Source organism: Nostoc sp. (genome assembly GCF_036917815.1).
GTDB lineage: Bacteria > Cyanobacteriota > Cyanobacteriia > Cyanobacteriales > Nostocaceae > Nostoc.
The window spans coordinates 22,726-42,400 of the sequence record NZ_JBALEK010000029.1 but is presented as its reverse complement, the minus strand read 5'-3'; the positions used below and the strand labels follow the sequence as shown (position 1 = coordinate 42,400).

Annotated in this window: 17 protein-coding genes, 1 tRNA gene and 1 pseudogene; 11 read left to right on the top strand and 8 right to left on the bottom strand. The window is 44.0% G+C overall.

Features of this window, described 5'->3' with window-relative positions; translation table 11 throughout:
* Window positions 1-60: 60 nt before the first annotated feature.
* Entirely contained in the window at window positions 61-243 is a 183-nt protein-coding gene (locus tag V7K97_RS07955; RefSeq protein ID WP_334800315.1) for a hypothetical protein, read from the bottom strand.
* Window positions 244-684: 441 nt separating this feature from the next.
* On the opposite strand from V7K97_RS07955, the gene clpP reads away from it, so the two are divergent.
* A complete protein-coding gene (gene clpP, locus V7K97_RS07950) occupies window positions 685-1,296 on the top strand; it encodes an ATP-dependent Clp endopeptidase proteolytic subunit ClpP (RefSeq protein WP_334800305.1) in 612 nt (203 codons plus the stop codon).
* A 341-nt stretch (window positions 1,297-1,637) separates the two neighbouring features.
* On the opposite strand, the gene V7K97_RS31965 is transcribed toward clpP, so the two are convergent.
* Window positions 1,638-2,270, bottom strand: a complete 633-nt coding sequence (locus tag V7K97_RS31965) for a hypothetical protein (RefSeq protein WP_442936863.1) — start codon at window positions 2,268-2,270, stop codon at window positions 1,638-1,640.
* 73 nt (window positions 2,271-2,343) lie between these two features.
* Window positions 2,344-3,228, bottom strand: coding sequence for a hypothetical protein (locus V7K97_RS07940; protein WP_334800304.1), 885 nt, complete (start codon window positions 3,226-3,228; stop codon window positions 2,344-2,346).
* A gap of 1,035 nt (window positions 3,229-4,263) precedes the next feature.
* Here V7K97_RS07940 and V7K97_RS07935 point away from each other — a divergent pair.
* From V7K97_RS07935 to V7K97_RS07925, 3 genes are all read left to right on the top strand, one after another.
* A complete protein-coding gene (locus V7K97_RS07935; RefSeq protein WP_334800303.1) occupies window positions 4,264-6,621 on the top strand; it encodes a ribonuclease R family protein in 2,358 nt (785 codons plus the stop codon).
* Window positions 6,622-6,638: 17 nt separating this feature from the next.
* On the top strand, window positions 6,639-7,259 hold the full coding sequence (locus V7K97_RS07930) for a flavin prenyltransferase UbiX (protein ID WP_334800301.1): 621 nt from the start codon (window positions 6,639-6,641) through the stop codon (window positions 7,257-7,259).
* Window positions 7,260-7,432: 173 nt separating this feature from the next.
* Window positions 7,433-8,128: a LapA family protein gene (locus V7K97_RS07925; protein WP_334800299.1), complete on the top strand. Its 696-nt coding sequence runs from the start codon at window positions 7,433-7,435 to the stop codon at window positions 8,126-8,128.
* A gap of 19 nt (window positions 8,129-8,147) precedes the next feature.
* Here V7K97_RS07925 and V7K97_RS07920 read toward each other — a convergent pair whose 3' ends face one another.
* Both V7K97_RS07920 and V7K97_RS07915 read right to left on the bottom strand, forming a co-directional pair.
* Window positions 8,148-8,342 carry a hypothetical protein gene (locus tag V7K97_RS07920; protein ID WP_334800298.1) on the bottom strand — a complete coding sequence of 65 codons (195 nt, stop codon included), beginning with the start codon at window positions 8,340-8,342 and terminating at the stop codon, window positions 8,148-8,150.
* A 494-nt stretch (window positions 8,343-8,836) separates the two neighbouring features.
* Complete coding sequence (locus V7K97_RS07915) at window positions 8,837-9,466, bottom strand: J domain-containing protein (RefSeq protein WP_334800296.1); 630 nt, start codon at window positions 9,464-9,466, stop codon at window positions 8,837-8,839.
* 32 nt (window positions 9,467-9,498) lie between these two features.
* Here V7K97_RS07915 and V7K97_RS07910 point away from each other — a divergent pair, with 32 nt between their 5' ends.
* The 5 genes from V7K97_RS07910 to trxA all read left to right on the top strand — a co-directional run bounded on the left by V7K97_RS07910 (window position 9,499) and on the right by trxA (window position 13,989).
* Window positions 9,499-10,587, top strand: coding sequence for a tocopherol cyclase family protein (locus tag V7K97_RS07910; protein WP_334800294.1), 1,089 nt, complete (start codon window positions 9,499-9,501; stop codon window positions 10,585-10,587).
* A 33-nt stretch (window positions 10,588-10,620) separates the two neighbouring features.
* Window positions 10,621-10,694: transfer RNA gene (locus V7K97_RS07905), tRNA-Arg, on the top strand.
* Between the two features lie 540 nt (window positions 10,695-11,234).
* On the top strand, window positions 11,235-11,804 hold the full coding sequence (locus tag V7K97_RS07900) for a YdcF family protein (protein ID WP_334800293.1): 570 nt from the start codon (window positions 11,235-11,237) through the stop codon (window positions 11,802-11,804).
* Between the two features lie 345 nt (window positions 11,805-12,149).
* Window positions 12,150-13,313 carry a GuaB3 family IMP dehydrogenase-related protein gene (locus V7K97_RS07895; protein WP_334800292.1) on the top strand — a complete coding sequence of 388 codons (1,164 nt, stop codon included), beginning with the start codon at window positions 12,150-12,152 and terminating at the stop codon, window positions 13,311-13,313.
* Between the two features lie 352 nt (window positions 13,314-13,665).
* A complete protein-coding gene (trxA, locus tag V7K97_RS07890) occupies window positions 13,666-13,989 on the top strand; it encodes a thioredoxin (RefSeq protein WP_334800291.1) in 324 nt (107 codons plus the stop codon).
* A gap of 154 nt (window positions 13,990-14,143) precedes the next feature.
* Here trxA and V7K97_RS07885 read toward each other — a convergent pair.
* Window positions 14,144-14,227, bottom strand: a pseudogene (locus tag V7K97_RS07885) (MarC family protein); the annotation flags it as partial.
* A 416-nt stretch (window positions 14,228-14,643) separates the two neighbouring features.
* Between V7K97_RS07885 and V7K97_RS07880 the strand changes: the two are divergent.
* A complete protein-coding gene (locus V7K97_RS07880; protein ID WP_334800290.1) occupies window positions 14,644-15,456 on the top strand; it encodes a carbon-nitrogen hydrolase family protein in 813 nt (270 codons plus the stop codon).
* A 298-nt stretch (window positions 15,457-15,754) separates the two neighbouring features.
* Here V7K97_RS07880 and fba read toward each other — a convergent pair whose 3' ends face one another.
* Window positions 15,755-16,834, bottom strand: a complete 1,080-nt coding sequence (gene fba / locus V7K97_RS07875) for a class II fructose-bisphosphate aldolase (RefSeq protein WP_094348068.1) — start codon at window positions 16,832-16,834, stop codon at window positions 15,755-15,757.
* 288 nt (window positions 16,835-17,122) lie between these two features.
* On the bottom strand, window positions 17,123-18,025 hold the full coding sequence (locus V7K97_RS07870) for an ATP adenylyltransferase family protein (RefSeq protein ID WP_334800289.1): 903 nt from the start codon (window positions 18,023-18,025) through the stop codon (window positions 17,123-17,125).
* Between the two features lie 195 nt (window positions 18,026-18,220).
* Between V7K97_RS07870 and V7K97_RS07865 the strand changes: the two genes are divergently transcribed.
* The gene (locus tag V7K97_RS07865; RefSeq protein ID WP_334800288.1) at window positions 18,221-19,483 is read left to right on the top strand and encodes an HhoA/HhoB/HtrA family serine endopeptidase; all 1,263 of its coding nucleotides are present in this window, start codon (window positions 18,221-18,223) and stop codon (window positions 19,481-19,483) included.
* The last annotated feature ends 192 nt before the right edge of the window (window positions 19,484-19,675 follow it).

Below are 19,675 nucleotides of genomic sequence, written 5' to 3'. Positions count from 1 at the left end.
CGCTATAGTTGAGTTTATTTGCGCCGACTTACTTACACCTGTGCAACTTATGAAACATTCTTATTGAAAAGATCGCAACAGCAAGCTGACAATGCTTGGTGGTGTTTCTTGCATAGGTGATGCTGTCTTTGTCTGAATTATAGTATTTGGGCTAAGTCCTGCTATCAGGTGCAGCAAGAAGGTGATGATGGCGGCTTGTATAAGTTTTTCCAGCATGGCACGTCTCTCTCTGGTGGATAGCATTTCAATTAGGACTGGTTATTCTAAATACACCTCGTACTATCGACTTACCGAATTTAACAAAAATAACTTGATAATTGCTGAGGGAAATCCTAAAAAATATTTAAAATGTTACTGAAAATTAACATAATTCCCTAAGCAAGTCGGATTTCAGTTATTGGTCTAATTACCACTTCGCCAAGGTTATGCAGCAAAGGCCAAAACATCAGATTGGCGATAGTTGGAGTTTTTTGATTTGTTCTTCCCTAATTTTCTGAGACAGCTTTTGCCGCTAAAAAGTGCCCTTAGAGGTTGAATCTATTGCAAAAGCACATTTTGCTCCCTTGTTGGATAAGACAGAATTGGCAAAGATTTACTTCCATCTACCTGGGAAGAGTAGAGATCAACCCCAGTTTCGTGCTGTCACCGATAAAATGTATTTAAAGTAGCCACAAACACGCTTCCATGATTCCTATCGTTATTGAACAATCGGGTCGAGGTGAACGCGCCTTTGACATCTACTCACGGCTGTTACGTGAGCGCATCATCTTTTTGGGACAACAAGTTGATAACAACATTGCTAACTTGATTGTTGCCCAACTGCTGTATTTGGATGCTGAAGACCCGGAGAAAGACGTATATATGTACATCAATTCTCCCGGTGGTTCGGTGACGGCTGGTATGGGCATTTTTGACACTATGAAACATATTCGCCCTGATGTCTGTACAATTTGTACCGGATTGGCGGCGAGTATGGGTGCTTTCCTCCTCAGTGCTGGTGCTAAGGGTAAGCGGATGAGTCTACCCCATTCTCGGATTATGATTCATCAACCTCTAGGCGGCGCTCAAGGACAGGCGACTGATATTGAAATTCAGGCGCGGGAAATTCTGTACCACAAGCGGCGGCTAAATGACTATTTAGCTGACCATACTGGTCAACCAATTGAGCGGATTGCTGAAGATACTGAACGTGACTTTTTCATGTCGCCAGAGGAAGCCAGGGAATATGGTTTGATTGACCAAGTGATTGACCGTCACGCCGCCGGTAGCCGTCCAGCAGTTGCGGTTGTTAATTAATAGTCATGATTGGTAAATGGTGATTTACCACTTTAAATTCCTTTAAGCCCTAAAAATAACCCCTCTTTATAAGTAAAGAGGGGTTATTTTGGGAATAGGTGGTCTGCTCAAGTACTTACAGCTATTTTCAGGTAAATAGACCACGCGGTAGGGGCACAGCAATGCTGTGCCCCTACGACAGATGTGGTTCAAATACACGAAAACTGCTGTAATACCGATTTGCAAAAATGACTAACTAAAATCCCGCTAGTACTCTGTCAAGTCAAGTTTGCTTGGTTCTTAGTGAGCGCTTTAGCGCTCAAATCAAGGACTAAAGTCCTTACTACGAACTTATTCATCCATCAAGGTTGGTCTGGTTGAGATTGGAGATATTGGAGGAAGTCTAATAATTCTACTTCTGTCAGTAAGGTACGCGATCGCTTCCCATAAGTTTTAATCAGATGATCCCGTCCCTGTTCTGTTGTCCAGCCTAAACGCTGCATTTGGACATCGGTCTTAGCCAAGATCCGAGATAAATCCTCAGAAGATATTCTAGTAATTACCTTGTCTGATTCTTCTGAGTATGTAGAGAAATCTTGGAACTCTTCATATTCCGCGTCAAAATCCGCGGGGGATTCTATTGTCGGTAGAGATACAAGGTATTGGAGGAAGTCTAGTAATTCTACTTCTGTCAGCAAAAAACGCGATCGCTTCCCATAAGTTTTTTTGAGATGTTCCCGTCCCTCCTCTTGTGTCCACCATAACCGTTCGATTTCAACATTAATTTTGGCAATCAGAATTTCGTGTAATGTTGGTGTCGGTTGAGATACAAGGTATTGGAGGAAGTCTAATAATTCTACTTCTGTCAGCAAAAAACGCGATCGCTTCCCATAAGTTTTAATCAGATGATCCCGTCCCTGTTCTTTTGTCAACCCTAAACGCTGCATTTCGACATCGGTTTGAGCAATTACTTCAGAAAAATTCACAGGTTCCATAGCTTCGTTACTGTTTCAACAGCCTACATCTTTTGTCATTAGTCCTTAGAAATGACCAATGACTAATGACTAATCAAAATCCCGCTATTGGGTCAGGCTGCGATTGTAAGTATTTGAGGAATCCGTGTAATTCTTCTTCAGTGAGCAAAGTACGCCCGCGTTTACCGTAGGTTTTAATCAGATGCTCCCGTCCCTGTTCTGGTGTCCAGTTTAAACGCTGGAGTTCGACATCTGTTTTCGCAATGACATCAGATAAATCAACGGGTTCAGCTTTCTTCTTTCTCTTTCCTGTCACAGTCGGGGTGGCGACATCCTCTTGAGGGCTGTAACTTCGGGGTGTAAATGGTGTGACATTATTGGCAGAAATTGCGGGAAAGGTTTGATTTTCTATCTGGTTATCAAAGGTTATTTCCAAGCTTTCAACTGGAGGATCAAATTCTAGTTCTTGGTTGGTACTCACAGGGAAGTTTTGACCTAAATCCTGGCTATAGGTATCGCTTAGGAGGGGCGCAGTGTTGCTGTAGCCGTACTGTTCGTTACTTGTTACTACTTCTGGTTTGATATTGCGGACTCTGGAAGGCGGGATAGATATTTCTTTGTCGCTGACCACTGGCCATTGACTACTAACAAAATCCTCATCTTTTGCAGAGGAATAGGCAGCAGGCTCATTCAATCCACCTTTGGTATTCAAGGAAGGATTTAGCTGTGCCGGGGAAATTGGATTTGAGGTAAATGCCACTGAATCTTGTGGCGCATTTGTAATACCCAAAACTATCAGCGCTCTGGTTCTGGCTTGGTCTTCTGCTGCTTCTACTGTTTCGGCTGCTGCCATACCCGTAGCACGGGTTACGCCTTCAATTTGCACGCTTGCCCGGACAATATATTTTCCTTGAAAAATTTGCACTAATTCAGAAATCAGACTACCTTTGGGATACAAGCTCTGGAATTGAGCCAACATAATACTGCTACCAATCTAAAGGGAAATGGGGACTAGGGACTGGGGACTAAGGACTAGGTAAGAGTTTTCCAATGCCCCATACTTCGACTGCGCTCAGTACAAGTGCCCAATGCCCAGTCCCTTTTAAAGTAATATTCTTGCTTTGCCTTATGTCCTAATTGTAGCAGTAGGTGTTTTTTGACTAAATTTTTAGCTAGTGCTAACTTATCTGGGTAGTCTTGCTTGGAATGCTATACTGATTACCCAACTCGATATCTACAACTATTTTCTGGAAGTGCGCTCTAAATCTACAATAATGGAGATAAGGTTCGCCCTCGCTGCTTATTAAGCTGCTTACCTAATTGTTACCGATTCTACATGTGGGAAAATTGGGTTCACCGGCAGTTCCTCCTAGTTAAAAATCAGAGTCTAATGGCGTAAAATTACCTTCACTCTAGACAATCAAACATCTGTAGTTTCCACGCCACTTGATCCACTTGGGGTGACCCTAAGACCCTTCGGGAAAGGCAGTCCTCCAGACGCTCGTTCGCCCTTGGCGTCTCCCCTTCTCCCAAAGGGAGAGGCTAACGCCAAGGGAGAAGACTCGCTAACGCTGCGCTATCGACGGCAACCGCCAAGACGGGGGCTGCCTCACCGCAGTGGCTCCCCTGCATAGCGCTTTTGGGCAGCATGGAGAGTTCTCTAAACCCAGCTTCTCAAAAACCCGTCGCGTAATTACCTAGCGGGGCTAAATTTTAATCAGGCGTGCAATCTGAAGTTTGGTTAGGTGAAGGGAGTTGAACGCAGGCGAATTCTGAGAGCATCGTGCAGTCAGAAGTTTGTAGACACCCAGAGTTGTCCGTGGGTCGGCTTCTTTGCAAAGGAACTGCGGGAGTAGTTTCCCGCTCTTGCTGGGTCGGGCTTCCTTTCCTTAGAACTTAGGAAGCTTGCTTCAGGGCAATTAGTTTCCAGCTTGTTTCTGTAAGCCGTGAGGGTATACAGAAAAGAACCAGATTAAACAACAAATGATGTTTTGACCAAAGGTCGGTTCACTGCATGGAATTTTCAATCGCTACACTCCTTGCCAATTTCACCGATGATAAATTGGTAGCTCGGAAGGTTTTAGAAAAGAAACTTGGCTGTGAAGATGAAAAAAGTTTACAAAAACTTCACATCGCCTTAGATGTTCTGGAAAAAATCGGTATTTTAGTGAAGGAACGGGGCAAGTATCGCCGTGTCTCAGAAGAGGGAATAATCGAGGCAAAACTCCGTTGTTCTAGTAAGGGCTTTTGCTTTGCGATTCAAGATGTGGAAGGTGCTGAGGATATTTACATCCGCGAAAGTCATCTGAGTAATGCTTGGAATGGCGATCGCGTTTTGGTGAGAGTTCTCAAAGAAGGCAGTCGCCGTCGCTCTCCTGAAGGGGAGGTGAAGCTGATTCTCGAACGTTCCAACCACACGTTACTGGCACGAATTAAGCAGGTGGAAACTGGTTTCCGGGCTGTGCCTTTAGACGATCGATTGCTGTTTGAACTGAAGATTCAACCTAATGAGGCAAAGTTAGAAGAAGCGATCGATCACCTGGTTCATGTGGAAGTTTTGCGTTACCCGTTGGCACAATATCCTCCCCTTGGTCGAGTGGTGCAAGTTCTCGGTAGCGATGCCGAAGCTGCTGCTGATATAGATTTAGTTACGTGCAAACACGACCTTTCCCGGACTTTTCCTGATAATGTCCTGGAAGCCGCCGCTAAGTTGCCCAAAAAGCTGCTAAAAGCAGACCTGAAAAATCGCCTAGATTTGCGTAATTTGTTTACTCTCACCATTGAAGGGGTAAATGGCGGCGATACCAAAGTTATCGAAAACGCTTTTAGTTTAGAAAAAAACTTAGCCGGAAATTGGCTTTTGGGCGTTCATATCACTGATGTTTGTCACTATGTCCAACCTGATGAAGCCCTTGATAGAGAAGCGCTCAAACGGGGTAAATCAGTGTATCTAGGAGAATTGGTGCTGCCAATTTTGCCCGCAGCTGTGGCAGAACGCTGTTCTTTAATACCTGGAAGCGATCGCTTAACCATCTCTTTTTTAATTACCATTGATCCCCAATCGGGAGAAGTGCTGGAGTGGGAAATCCAATCCAGTGTAATCAATGTAGAGACTGCACTGACTACAGAACAAGCTCAAGCAATTCTCACAGGTGAAGCTCACAATCAATCTCCACAGGTCGTCCAAATATTGCAAGACCTCCAAGCCTTGCAAACAGCCGTCAAACAGGTACGCTTGACTCGTGGTAGCCTCCAGCTGAATCTGCCGCCTAGTCAAAACGCCTATTATGATGAGGGGATTTTAGGCGCTGTGGTGGTGAATGATTTACCAGTGCGATCGCTACTCACGGAGTTGGTACTGTTAGTTAATCAACTGTTCGCAACTCACTTAAATGCCCTTGGGGTTCCCGCTATCTGGCGAGTCCAAGGTACTCCCGATGTTGAAGATGTTCAGGAAATGCTGAAATTGGCTGTCAATTTAGGCGTTGACCTCACACTAGATCCCGAAGTCGATATCCAACCCTTAGATTATCAACATTTGACCACAGCTTTTGCAGAATCTCCCTCGGAGCAGGTTCTTACCTACTTATTACAAGATACACTTAAGCCGTCTGCGTACAGCACCACCAAAGGATCTCACTTTGGTCTGGCACTACCGCAATATGTCCACTTTAGCGCCCCCTTGCGGCGTTATCCAGATTTGCTCATGCAGAGAGTGTATTACACGCTACTCGAAAACGGACGCGATCGCCGCAATACCCGTGTCAGAGAGCGCGTTAACCTGCGCCACTCTTCCAGCCACGAGGAAATTAACTGGAACGTTTTACCCCCAGAATTGCAACAAGAACTCCAAAGCGATTTGACTAGGGTAATTGTCCAAATTAACGACCGAGAAAAAGAAGTCCAAGAAGCCGAAGCCGATTTAGCTGGACTGCAAAAAGCCCAACTGATGAAGCAACGCATTGGTCAGGTATTTCAAGGCGTAATTACCGGGGTTCAATCCTACGGTTTCTTTGTGGAAATTGAAGTACCAGCCGCCGAGGTGGAGTCCAGCAGTAATCCTGGTGTGCCTTTGCGGGTGGAAGGATTGGTACACGTCAGTTCTCTCAAAGATGATTGGTATGAATATCGCGCCAGACAACAAGCACTTTTTGGGCGCAAAAATCGCGCTTCTTATCGATTAGGCGATCGCGTTGCCGTCCAAGTTAAGAGTGTCGATTACTACCGTCAGCAAATTGATTTAGTAACAGTCGGCAGCGATGGCGTAGCTAAAGGTTTAAGCGGCAATGATTCCCATGAGGAGCTTTCAGACCTCTACTTACCAAATGACATTGAGCCTGATGACCTAGATCCTTACTCTGATGATGAGTAAAATCAAGTAAAACCTACGTGTCAAATAACACAAAACCTCTAATTTTAGGCGTATCGGGCGCATCTGGTCTGATTTACGCTGTTCGCGCGATCAAATTTCTGTTACAAGCGGATTATAGTATTGAATTGGTCGCCTCTAAATCAACTTACATGGTTTGGCAGTCAGAACAGGAAATTCGGATGCCACCAGAACCAACCGGGCAAGAACAATTCTGGCGAGAGCAAGCTGGAGTTGCCCTTGACGGTAAACTACGCTGTCATCCTTGGAGCGATGTCGGAGCCGGGATTGCTAGTGGTTCCTTTGCCACTCTGGGAATGATGATCATTCCATGCAGTATGAGTACAGTGGCAAAGCTAGCGGTTGGCTTGAGTTCCGATTTACTAGAACGGGCGGCGGATGTCCAACTCAAAGAAGGGCGAAAACTGGTCATTGTCCCACGTGAAACGCCTTTTAGCCTCATTCACCTACGTAACTTAACCTCTTTAGCAGAAGTTGGAGTTAGAGTTGTCCCCGCTATCCCCGCCTGGTATCACAATCCCCAAACCATCGAGGATTTAGTTGATTTTGTAGTTGCCCGTGCTTTAGATCAACTAGATATTGACTGCATCCCCATTCAGCGATGGCAAGGTCATCGTTAATGGCCTCAGTGGATCTATCATCAGTTTCACAATACCCTTAAAAGGGTAATGATAGAGATGGCTGATAGTGTCAGTAGTCAGTGAACAGTAATTAGTGAAGAGTAATCAGACTAATAACTGACAACTGACCACTGACAACTAACAACTGATAACTGACAACTGACAAAATTGCTATGGCTGTAATTCGCTTAATTCTATTGGTGGCGGTATTGGGAGGACTAACGCTGTTGTTAGTTCAAAATTTCTCACCTGCCCTATCGCTAGTATTTTTGGGCGTGCGAACTCAACCATTACCACTAGCGATATGGATTTTGTTCAGTACTGCCACTGGTGGCTTTACATCTATATTGATTGCTACGTTGTTTAACTTATCCAATTATTTTGTCACAGGACAAAGACAAACTCCTAACAGAGTAACCGCCACTTCACCTCGTGCAAAGACAACCCGGAGAGAAGAACCTACATCTCGCCCTGTCACTCCTCCACCACCAGCTAGTAAAAGAGAAGAGCCTAGCAGTGATGTATTTGATGATTGGGAGACAAATGGCAGTGGAGATGATTGGAACTTTGATGAAAAGTCAGAGGGAACACCTACCCCTAATCCTCAAGCTCAACAGCCGAGAGACTCTAAAACTTACGAACGTCAATCAGAAGCCAAAAGTAGTTCTCAGTCTGGTTCAGTTTACTCCTACAGCTACCGCGAGCCAAAAAATACGGCCGCGGGAAAAACTGAATCCGTTTATGATGCTGATTACCGAGTAATCGTCCCCCCTTATCAGCCGCCGACTACCAAAGCGGATGATGATGATTGGGAATTTTTTGAGGATGATGATGATTTGGAAGATGATGGTAAACGCCCCCGTCGGTGAGATGTAGCAGGCTACGTCTCTACTTGATGCCACACCGCTCTCTAGACTCCTGCTTGACCTTACCAGTCATGGCAGCTTCCTGCAAAGTCATGAAAGCATTAAAATCTTCCAAGTCATATCGGGTAGTCAACAGTTGTCGTAGTTGATCTTCAGCTTCTACTGTCAAATAGCCAGTTGCTAGAGCTCTTTGTACAACGTCACGAATTCGAGTCATGGTTGACACCTCATTCATACTATATTTATTCATTCAGGCTTATTGGGGTGAAATATGCAGTAGCTTTTGTGTCGAAACTTCAACTTTGCAAGGGTTTTTTGGCGATCGCAGCAAATAAGTCATCATTTACACCTTGGTTAGAAACACTTAATTGAGTAGGGCTTGTTATAACTGAACTTTTAGAATAGCGACCACGTACTATTACGAACACAGTATTGTGTATACTTAAAATTACCCACCAGAGTAGAAATCCTGATTATTTAGATAGACAGATATTGTTTGAATAAAGTTTCAAACAAGTTACGTTAATTTTTTTGTTAAGGATAGCGATTGCTATGCGGCAATTACCAGGTTACTTGAGGAAAGTTGCCACATTCCTGATAAATTTATAGTTTATTACTGATGGTAATTTCACATAAGTAGTACTTACACCTTGACAGAAAATACTAAATATAAATGGCGGAAAACTGGATCTTTCATAGGAGGTGTGCTTCTTATCTCCAACGCCGATTTAGCCGCAGTAAACTTTTTATCCATTGACAAAATCTTTTTACCAGAGGTCTAGGTTTTGATACATATCTAGGTGAGCAGAATGTCCGCGCCGCCCCAGGATTTTTTAATTCTTGTTCTATTTGTGTAGCTTTATTTAAATCTGAAGCGGCTCTATATTCGTATCCTAGTTGAGAGCAAACTAGCCCACGATATTTATATGCGTCAATGTAGTAAGGATTCAGACGAATTGCGTGGGTAAAATCGGCGATCGCATCTTCATATCTTCCTCTAGTAGCATTCTCTACTCCTAAAGTATAGAAAGTTTCTGCATCCCAACGATTGACAGATATTTTTGGGGGATTTTTAGGCGAAGATGAAGATGGATTTTCAGGAATAGGAGGCTCAGATAGAGTTTCAGATTTAAGCTTGTTGTAAGCTGCGTTGATTAATTTAATTTTTTCTTCAGCTTCCTGTTTTTGCTTTTGATCGACAAAGCGATCGGGATGCCAAATTTTCACCAGTTGACGGTAAGTTCGCTTCACCTGTGCTTGAGATGCACCGGGTTCCAGTCCAAGAATTTCATAAGCATCATTTATATCGAAGCATAGACGTTTCGGCTTGTCGTTAAACATCGCGCATACTGAAAAAATCGGCAACTATATCTATGTTAACTATTCCCGTAAATCCTCTCCAAACACCCCATTCTGGTTATCACTGGGATGCTAGTAATCGCCGCTTCTTTGAAGGCTGGTATTACCGCATTACGCTACCGGAAATTGGGCAAACATTCGCCTTTATGTACTCTATTGAAGATCCCATCGGCGGTAAACCCCACAGTGGCGGTGCAGCCCAAATCCTTGGCCCGGATGATGAATATTTATGTCGGACTTTCCCTGATGTGAAGAAATTTTGGGGTAGCTGCGATGTTTTGGGTTTAGGTCATTGGGGTAAGACTGATTTGCAAATTTCTCCCCTATACTTGCTCCCAGCAGAGTTTGAGCATCATGTTCAAGAGGGATATCAAGCCACAGCTACCTTAAATCAGGGAATAATTTGCGAACGCGCCACCAATAATTATTGCCGTTGGCAGTATGAAATTCAACCAGTATACGGTTGGGGTAATCAAAATAGCATTCAGCAATCAACCGCCGGCTGGCTTTCATTCTTGCAGATTTTTGAACCGGGATGGCAAATTTTGATGGCTCACGGTCTAGCCAGTGGAAAAATTGACTGGAATGGCAAAATCTACGAATTCACCAACGCCCCAGCCTACGGAGAGAAAAATTGGGGTGGTGCTTTTCCTGAAAAATGGTTTTGGATAAATTGTAATTGCTTTGAAGGCGAACCCGACTTAGCATTAACTGCTGGCGGTGGACGGCGGGGTGTGCTGTGGTGGATGGAATCTGTAGCAATGATTGGCTTACACTATCAAGGCAAGTTTTATGAATTCGTTCCCTGGAATTCACAAGTAGAGTGGGAAATTCAGCCTTGGGGTAGATGGCAAATGAAAGCTAGTAACTCCAATTACGAAATTGAATTGACAGGAACCACCCATCTAGCTGGTACACCTCTACGCGCACCCACAGCAGAAGGTTTAAGATACTGTTGCCGCGACACTATGCAAGGAAAACTAAATTTAGAGTTACGAGAACTAAATGGGAGCAAATCTCAAATAATCTTAAAAGCAGAAAGTCTTCTTTGTGGTTTAGAAGTAGGCGGCGGCTCTTGGGATAATTCTTGGCAATCTCGCTAAAAGTACTGCTATAATTATGTATGCTTCGCAGTTGGGGTTGTAGCTCAGTTGGATAGAGCGGACGCCTCCTAAGCGTCAGGTCGTGCGTTCAAGTCGCACCAGTCCCGTTATATTCAGACAATTAGGGACTTGTAATACCATTTCTTGATGAAGATGCGCTTGTAGGACTTACCCAAAACCGCGCTGTAGGGGCAATTCATGAATTGCCCCTACCTGAATAAAGCGCAGCCTCACATAGAATTGGTATAAGAAATAAATTATCCATCTTGTGGGGTGGGCATTCTGCCCGCCCTGAATCTGGTGTGGGTAAAGACGCGCGTACCAGTAGAAAGTTTAGGATGTTTTTTATAGTCCTTTAATATATAGCAATTTGCCGGGGCACAAAGCCGTACTAACCCACCAAGTACCAATTGAAACGAGAAGCTACTATATAAAGTGGCTAAAACCCTTTGATGAATCGTCCGATACAGGTTAGGATAATCCATCAATTAGGGGAAAAACTTCAAGCACGCTTAATCGCGCTGTCACCGAAAAATCAACCAAATATAAATTTGGGCAGATTCCTTGGAAGTTTGCTACTCTACTATCAATTGTTTTTTCTTCTAGTTAGAGAAAATTTTGGACTAAGTAAATTAAGTTATTGAGCCTTGAATAAGCCACTCTTTACAGGTAAATCTTTTCGTTTGATAGCTTTTGTCCTACCGCTAATCACCTGGTGGGGATACAAAGAAGTACAAAACCAATTTGTACAGCCGCAAGCTGTTGTCGTGTTAGGTGGTTCAACGAGACATTTAGAGCGAGAGAAGTTTACAGCAAAATTCGTTCGTGAGCATCCAAATATACCCATTTGGATTACGGGCGGTAGTCCACGGACATACACCCAACGAGTGTTTATCAAGGCTGGTGTTGATCCCAACCGTTTACACTTGGATTATCAAGCAGTAGATACAGTTACTAATTTTACTACGTTGGTGGATGATTTGCAAGGTCGCGGTATCAAGAGCGTTTATTTGATTACTTCAGACTTTCACATGCGCCGGGCTTGTGTCATCGGCGAAATTATTTTGGGTAGTCGAGGTATTTATTTAAAACCAGTGCCAGTTCCTTCAGAAAAACCGCCTGAATCTATCGAAAAATCTATTCGTGATGGAGCTAGAGCAATACTTTGGTTAGCAACTGGTTACACTGGTGTCGATGCCGCTAAAAATAAACGGTAAATCAAATCAATTTTCGATTTTGGAATTGAAAATCTTCCGATTCAGAAGTTTATCGATTTCCAACAATAGAACGTCCAAACCAATTAACAACTTTTCCTCATTTGCTTACTTTGCATTTACCAAAGTTCTGAACAGCAACTTGTACTAAGCTGTTACGTATATATACAACTTGCATGATCAGGGCGGGCAGGATGCCCACCCCACAATCATCTTGAAAAAATATTAGTGCAAATTAAAGGCGCAACAGCTTATTCGGACTAGTCTAGTGTAGTTCCAGAAAAAAACGCCCCAAGTTATCCCACAATTTGATACCCTAGCTTAAACAGATTTGAGAAAATTTAAAGCGTGGAAATTCAACTTGGGCGGGGAAAAACAGCTCGCAGAGCTTACGGAATAGATGAAATTGCTCTAGCCCCTGGTAACAGAACACTAGACCCCAGTTTGGCAGATACTAAGTGGCAGATTGGCAATATTGAGCGAGAAATCCCGATAATTGCCAGTGCAATGGATGGCGTAGTAGATGTTCGTATGGCTGTACGTTTGTCACAGTTAGGAGCCTTAGGTGTCCTCAATTTAGAGGGGATTCAAACTCGCTATGTTGACCCAGAGCCAATATTAGATCGGATTACCTCTGTGGGGAAAGATGAATTTGTTGCCTTGATGCAAGAACTCTATGCCGAACCAATAAAACCAGAATTAATTGAACAACGTATTCAGGAAATTAAACAACAAGGTGGCATTGCGGCGGTGAGTGCAACACCAGCCGGTGCTAGTAAATATGGTGAGGCGGTGGCAAAAGCTGGGGCAGATTTATTTTTTGTGCAGGCTACGGTAGTTTCTACTGCACACCTGTCACCAGAGTCTTTAGTACCACTTGATTTAGCAGAATTTTGCCGTTCCATGCCCATTCCCGTGGTGTTGGGGAATTGCGTGACTTACGAAGTCACTTTGAATTTGTTAAAAGCTGGGGCGGCTGGGGTACTGGTAGGAATTGGGCCTGGTGCCGCTTGTACTTCTCGTGGGGTGTTGGGTGTGGGTGTGCCACAGGCGACTGCGATCGCTGATTGTGCTGCCGCACGAGATGATTACTACAAGGAAACTGGTAACTATATTCCCATTATTGCTGATGGCGGTTTAATCACTGGTGGCGATATTTGTAAATGCATCGCCTGCGGTGCCGATGGCGTGATGATTGGCTCCCCCTTTGCCAGAGCCGCAGAAGCCCCAGGACGAGGTTATCATTGGGGTATGGCTACTCCCAGCCCAGTCTTGCCCCGTGGCACCCGGATTCGTGTTGGCACCACTGGTAGCCTAGAGCAAATACTCATTGGTCCAGCAGGACTAGATGATGGCACTCACAATCTTTTAGGAGCCTTAAAGACGAGCATGGGCACCTTGGGAGTGAAAAATATTAAAGAAATGCAGCAAGTGGAAGTTGTAATTGCACCTTCTTTATTAACCGAGGGTAAAGTTTATCAAAAAGCTCAACAGTTAGGGATGGGGAAATAAAGCTGGGTACTGGGTACTGGGTACTGGGGAGTGGGAAAAAGTTATTTTAATTCTAATCCCTAATCCCCAATCCCCAATCCCCAATCCCCAATCCCTAAGAAATTTTTCCAGCCCCTAAACAATTGCTGGAAAAATCCGATATGTCACCTACAATAGAGATAGCGGAGACGCATGTTTCCGTTCACTCCTCACACCACACTCCGCCCGGACTATTGTTCGGGCGGTTCCTTATGTTTATAAATAAATTTTAGAGCTTCTTTGCAAATGTACATCCTCTACTCCCAAGCTGAGGTTTTTGCTATGGTAGAATTTTCACCAAGCTCAGATATTATTATTGGCGAAGGTTTTAGGCATGTCAACAGCCGCACAAGTTACCGATTCTAGTTTTAAGCAAGAAGTACTCGACAGCGAAGTACCAGTTTTAGTTGACTTTTGGGCACCCTGGTGCGGACCATGCCGTATGGTAGCTCCTGTTGTCGATGAAATCTCCGAACAGTACAAAGGTCAAATAAAGGTCGTAAAAGTCAATACAGATGAAAATCCTAATGTTGCTAGTCAGTATGGCATCCGCAGCATTCCTACTTTGATGATTTTTAAGGCTGGGGTAAAAGTGGATATGGTGGTCGGCGCTGTGCCTAAAAGTACATTAGCTTCCACTCTCGAAAAGTATCTTTGAAACTCAATCGGCAATAAAATCCTCTTGAGTTATCCATGTTTTTCTAACTTTAGGTTAATTTTTATAAACAAGTTTGAGAGTGGCGGATTTCTCGTATCTCAAACTTGTTTACATCTGTATACAGTTTACGATTGTGAATATTTTTAGGAGTTTTCTACCTCAAAAATAACTCCCTAATTCCTGCAATAGGAATTTCCACCGCTAGTGCTGTCAACAGAAAACCCAGAAACTGAGTCACGTCGCCTCTCTAAAAATTAAAAATTCACTCATTACAATCTCCATAAATAAAAAACTCCACGCCACTTGCGGGATGGAGTTTTTAGTCATTAGTCATTAGTACCAATGACCAATGACTTTTGACTAATGACTAAAGCGGCGGGGCGGCTATCCCTCTACAGACACCTGGGGTGGAGTTTCCCGCCGCTTTTTATAAATTTAGTAATACAGAAATATTCACATCAGACAGCTTTTATCAGGGTTTAATCACATTGCTCAGTTTGCTAGAACCCAGAGGAAGATTAAAATCAGCAATCAAACAAGTCTCTTAGAAGAAAATCTTGGCTGATAAATTTCTAATTAAGTTCCACAGATGTTGAAGTAGCGATATATTTTGATAATCTATCTTCAATAAATGAACTATTCGTTGTTGAATCTATGAAGTCTTATTTAGCCGCCGCTATTCAATTAACCAGTGTGCCCGATTTACATAAAAATTTGGCACAGGCAGAAGAATTAATAGAGCTTGCCGTGCGTCAAGGTGCAGAATTGGTAGGTTTGCCAGAAAATTTTTCCTATATGGGAGAAGAAAAAGATAAACTCGCACAAGGTGATGCGATCGCTATTGAAAGTGAAAAATTTCTCAAAAAAATGGCTCAACGCTTTCAAATTACCATCTTGGGTGGCAGCTTTCCCCTTCCGGTAGACAATACAGGCAAAGTTTATAACACCACTTTACTCATCGATCCCAGTGGTGAAGAACTTGCCCGCTACTACAAAGTACACCTATTTGATGTTGATGTCCCCGACGGCAACACCTATCGTGAATCCAGCACGGTTGTAGCTGGTACACAATTACCGCCCGTCTATTTCTCAGAAACACTTGGTAATTTAGGACTTTCTATTTGTTATGATGTCCGTTTCCCTGAACTGTACCGCCATTTGGCAGATAAGGGAGCCGATGTGATCTTTATTCCCGCCGCCTTTACCGCCTTTACAGGCAAAGATCACTGGCAAGTACTACTACAAGCTAGAGCCATCGAAAATACCGCCTACGTCATTGCTCCTGCCCAAACAGGTAATAACTACGCCCGCCGTCTAACTCATGGACACGCCGTTATTATTGACCCTTGGGGTGTAATTTTAGCCGATGCTGGGGAAAAACCGGGAATTGCGATCGCAGAAATCAACCCCACTAGGCTCGAACAAGTCCGCCGTCAAATGCCCTCTTTACAGCATCGGGTATTCTAAGGGTTGGCGATTGGGGACAAGGAGAGCAATGGCCAATGCCCCATGCCCAGCCCTTATGAATATAGCGATTCTCGCTTGGGTGCAGTACAGTTTTGACCTCTCTCCTAAAAGGAGAGAGGCTTTGAATTTTGCTCCCCTTCCCTTGCAGGGAAGGGGCTGGGGGTTAGGTCTGTATTCCATGCAATTGAGAACTGCTATAAAACAAAAAACCGGGTGTTTACCCGGTTTCTGACAACGTTAAAATCTCAGTTTTTTAGAAAAATAGCACCGCTATGCCTCTATTTATTTGTTGTCAAAATTAAACTTTAGCTGCTGCTTTGGTAACAACGTTGAGTTCACCTTTAGCATACTTAGCAGCAAAATCTTCCAAAGAAATTTGCTTAATCTTGCTTGCGTTGCCAGCAGTGCCAAATTGCTGATAGCGTTCAGCACAAACCTTCTGCATATATGTAATAGAAGGCTTGAGAAAGTGACGGGGGTCAAACTCCTCTGGTTTTTTAGCTAAAGCTTCACGTACAGCAGCAGTAATAGCCAAACGGTTGTCGGTGTCAATATTTACTTTACGTACACCACTCTTAATACCTTTTTGGATTTCTTCTACAGGTACACCGTAGGTTTCAGGAATTGCACCACCATACTGGTTAATCAGTGCAAGCAAATCTTCAGGTACAGAAGAAGAACCGTGCATTACCAAGTGGGTGTTAGGTAGACGGCGGTGAATTTCTTCAATGCGGCTGATGGCCAAAATTTCGCCAGTCGGTTTGCGGGTAAACTTGTAAGCACCGTGGCTTGTGCCAATGGCAACAGCCAAGGCATCTACTTGGGTTGCTTCTACGAACTCAACAGCTTCATCGGGGTCGGTTAGCAGTTGTGAATGGTCGAGTGTGCCCTCAAACCCGTGACCATCTTCAGCTTCGCCAGCACCAGTTTCTAGAGAACCCAAACAACCGAGTTCACCTTCAACGCTGACACCCAAAGCATGAGCTACATTTACAACTTCGCGGGTAACATTGACGTTGTACTCGAAGCTAGCAGGGGTCTTAGCATCAGCTTCTAAAGAACCATCCATCATCACGCTGGTGAAGTTGTTCTTAATTGCTGAGTAGCAGGTAGCAGGTGCATTCCCATGATCTTGGTGCATGACAATGGGAATGTGAGGATAGGTTTCTACTGCTGCCAAAATCAGGTGGCGCAAGAAGTTTTCTCCTGCATAAGCACGAGCGCCACGCGAAGCTTGCAAAATTACGGGGCTATCTGTCTCCACAGCAGCCTTCAGGATTGCCTGAATCTGCTCCAAATTGTTAACGTTGAAAGCTGGGATGCCGTAACCGTTTTCAGCTGCGTGATCCAACAGCAGCCGCAGTGGTACAAGCGCCATAGATAGTCCTCCTAATGTGGTTGTCAGCTAGTCGGTGTGAGAGAAGCGCAATAATCACGCTAAATCTTAAGAGTTTTTTCAACTTATAGGAAATTATAACTAGTGTCGTGTATCTATGTTGAAAAAGTTTACGGCATAGTTCATATAAATATGCCTTATGGTTGATCTATACTGCTGTATAGTGAGCTACCTCATGGCTAAGGACTTTGGTAGCCCTGTATCCAAGATGGTCAATCTTAGCCAATTTTTATACTTTACTTTTGGCAAGTAGATTCACGCAGTAGGGGTTTAGCAATGCTCAATAGCAACATTCTTGAGGATGGTCATCGGACCTTGGGCTTTAAGAATCTCCATTTCTGCTGCGTTTTTCACTAGCAGGGCACCGGCGAATCCTAATGAATTCACTGAGATAGACTGAAAATGTTCCTGCGATCGCGGTACGATTAACATCCATTCTCGTGTCACTAGCAGATTGTAAGCACCACATTGCTTGGCATCTAAACCCACGGCATTTAGCAAAGTCAGATAAACTTCTAGTGTTGCTTGTCCCCCTGTCAATGGCGACTGCACCCAATTGGAATTTAAGGGAGCGAAAGCGTGTATAAAAGGAAGTTTTACTGAAGTTCCGTTCGAGTTCTGAAATTGTGCTGATGTTACCAGAGGTTCAATAGGTATCTGCGACCCTGAAGGTGCAAGTGGTAGGGGAACTAATTGTAAGTGCTTGTGTCGCTGACTAGCACCTGCGCTTTTGCCACTGTTGTAAAATGCTAAACCATCAAAATCAGCTAAACACGCCCACATAGCCGTAAAATCTTCCAGAGTGAGTAAGCTTTCCTGCTCCTCGAAAGCACGGGTGATAATTAGCAAATGATCATCAACGACGTTGAATTTATTTAAAATACATAGGTGGGTATCGGAGATATCCGCCACAAATAAATCCTCTTCGTAGGGCAAGAAAGGATTAAACTCTTCACCAGAGGTAGCAGATTGTTTTTCCTGTTTCTCCTTGGCAGCTTTTTTGCGATTCAGGTTAGACAAAATCCGCACTAAAAAGCGCACGTTATCCTCTTCGACAAATTCAAATTCCGTCGGTATCGACAGCAGCGCCCCACATCCTAAAGCATATTCAGTCTGTTTTTTGACACTTGTCCATAAAGTACCAGGCTGAAGTAAGATTTTACCCTGTGTCATTTTATCCCTTCAGACATAGATGAAACACGCAATCTCTGCGCCCCTACGAATGACTATATTCCAATACAGTTCAGTTAAGGTGGGATTTGATAGATAAAATACCAAACCTTTCACAATAGCGCAATACTTCTGCAACAAAACTGTCATAAATAATATCTACATTAGTAATACATCTAAATATCCTTCCAGACAGCAATGCAAAACCAACCTCGCGATGGAGAACACCCATCAAATAGCATTTTATCCAACACTGCTGACACCAAATACCATAATCGAACACCCTGGAAAAAGGCTGCCGCCTCTCTATCGCTGGTGCTACTGGGATCGGGTATGACCTTGGCCGGTGGGTATATGGCTGGACATTCTCAGCAAGTGTCTGAAAGCGCATCTAATTTGGCAGTCAGTCGAGTAAGTGCCGCTCCTCCATTAGCAGCAGGTACAGATCCTAACTTTGTTATCCAGGTGGTGCAAAAGGTCGGACCAGCCGTGGTGCGAATTGACTCTTCTCGAACCATCAAAGCCCAGATACCAGATCAATTTAACGATCCAATTTTTCAACGCTTCTTTGGCTCTCAACTACCAGAACAACAGAATCGGGTAGAACGGGGTACTGGTTCAGGTTTTATTATTAGTGCTGATGGTCGTATTCTCACCAACGCCCACGTAGTTGATGGTGCTGATACGGTGACGGTAACACTCAAGGATGGGCGTACCTTTAAAGGTAAAGTGTTAGGAAAAGACGACTTGACCGATGTTGCTGTTGTCAAGATTCAGGCAGACAACTTACCGTTAGTGGCCTTGGGTAACTCAGATAAATTGCAACCGGGAGAATGGGCGATCGCGATCGGCAACCCTCTGGGACTAGATAATACAGTAACTACCGGAATCATCAGTGCTACCGGACGCAGTAGTAATCAAATCGGCGCTCCCGATAAGCGAGTAGAGTATATTCAAACTGACGCAGCGATTAATCCCGGTAACTCCGGCGGACCCCTGCTAAATTACCGTGGCGAGGTAATTGCCATGAATACAGCTATTATCCAAGGGGCACAAGGATTAGGTTTTGCTATTCCCATCAACACAGCACAACGCATTTCCAGTCAACTAATCGCTACAGGCAAAGTAGAACATCCTTATCTGGGAATTCAGATGGTGGGGTTAACGCCTCAGCTCAAACAAACTATCAACTCAGATCCTAATAGTGGTTTGAGTGTGGATGAAGATAAAGGTGTATTGGTTGTAAAAGTTGTCCCAAATTCACCAGCAGCTAAAGCCGGGATACGTGCTGGTGATGTGATCCAAAAGCTTGGCGGTCAAGCAGTCACAGATGCCAGCAGTGTCCAAAAGGTAGTAGAAAGTAGCCAAGTCGGGGGCGATTTACGTATGGAATTACGCCGCAATGGGCAGAATATTGACATAGCTGTACGACCTGGTGCTTTCCCCACACAAGTACAATAAGCTCTGTAGTCAGCGGTTTTGAGCGATTTTTGAGTGATTTTTGAGTAGTCTTAAAAATCTGGCGCTTCTGACCAAATTCTGCTCGGTTAAGAATCGATCCCCCCAATCCCCCTTAAAAAGGCTTGCTCAGAATGGCTTATTTTTCCCCCTTTTTAAGGGCAGGGCTGTTTCATTCGATCTCTTAGAGATTTT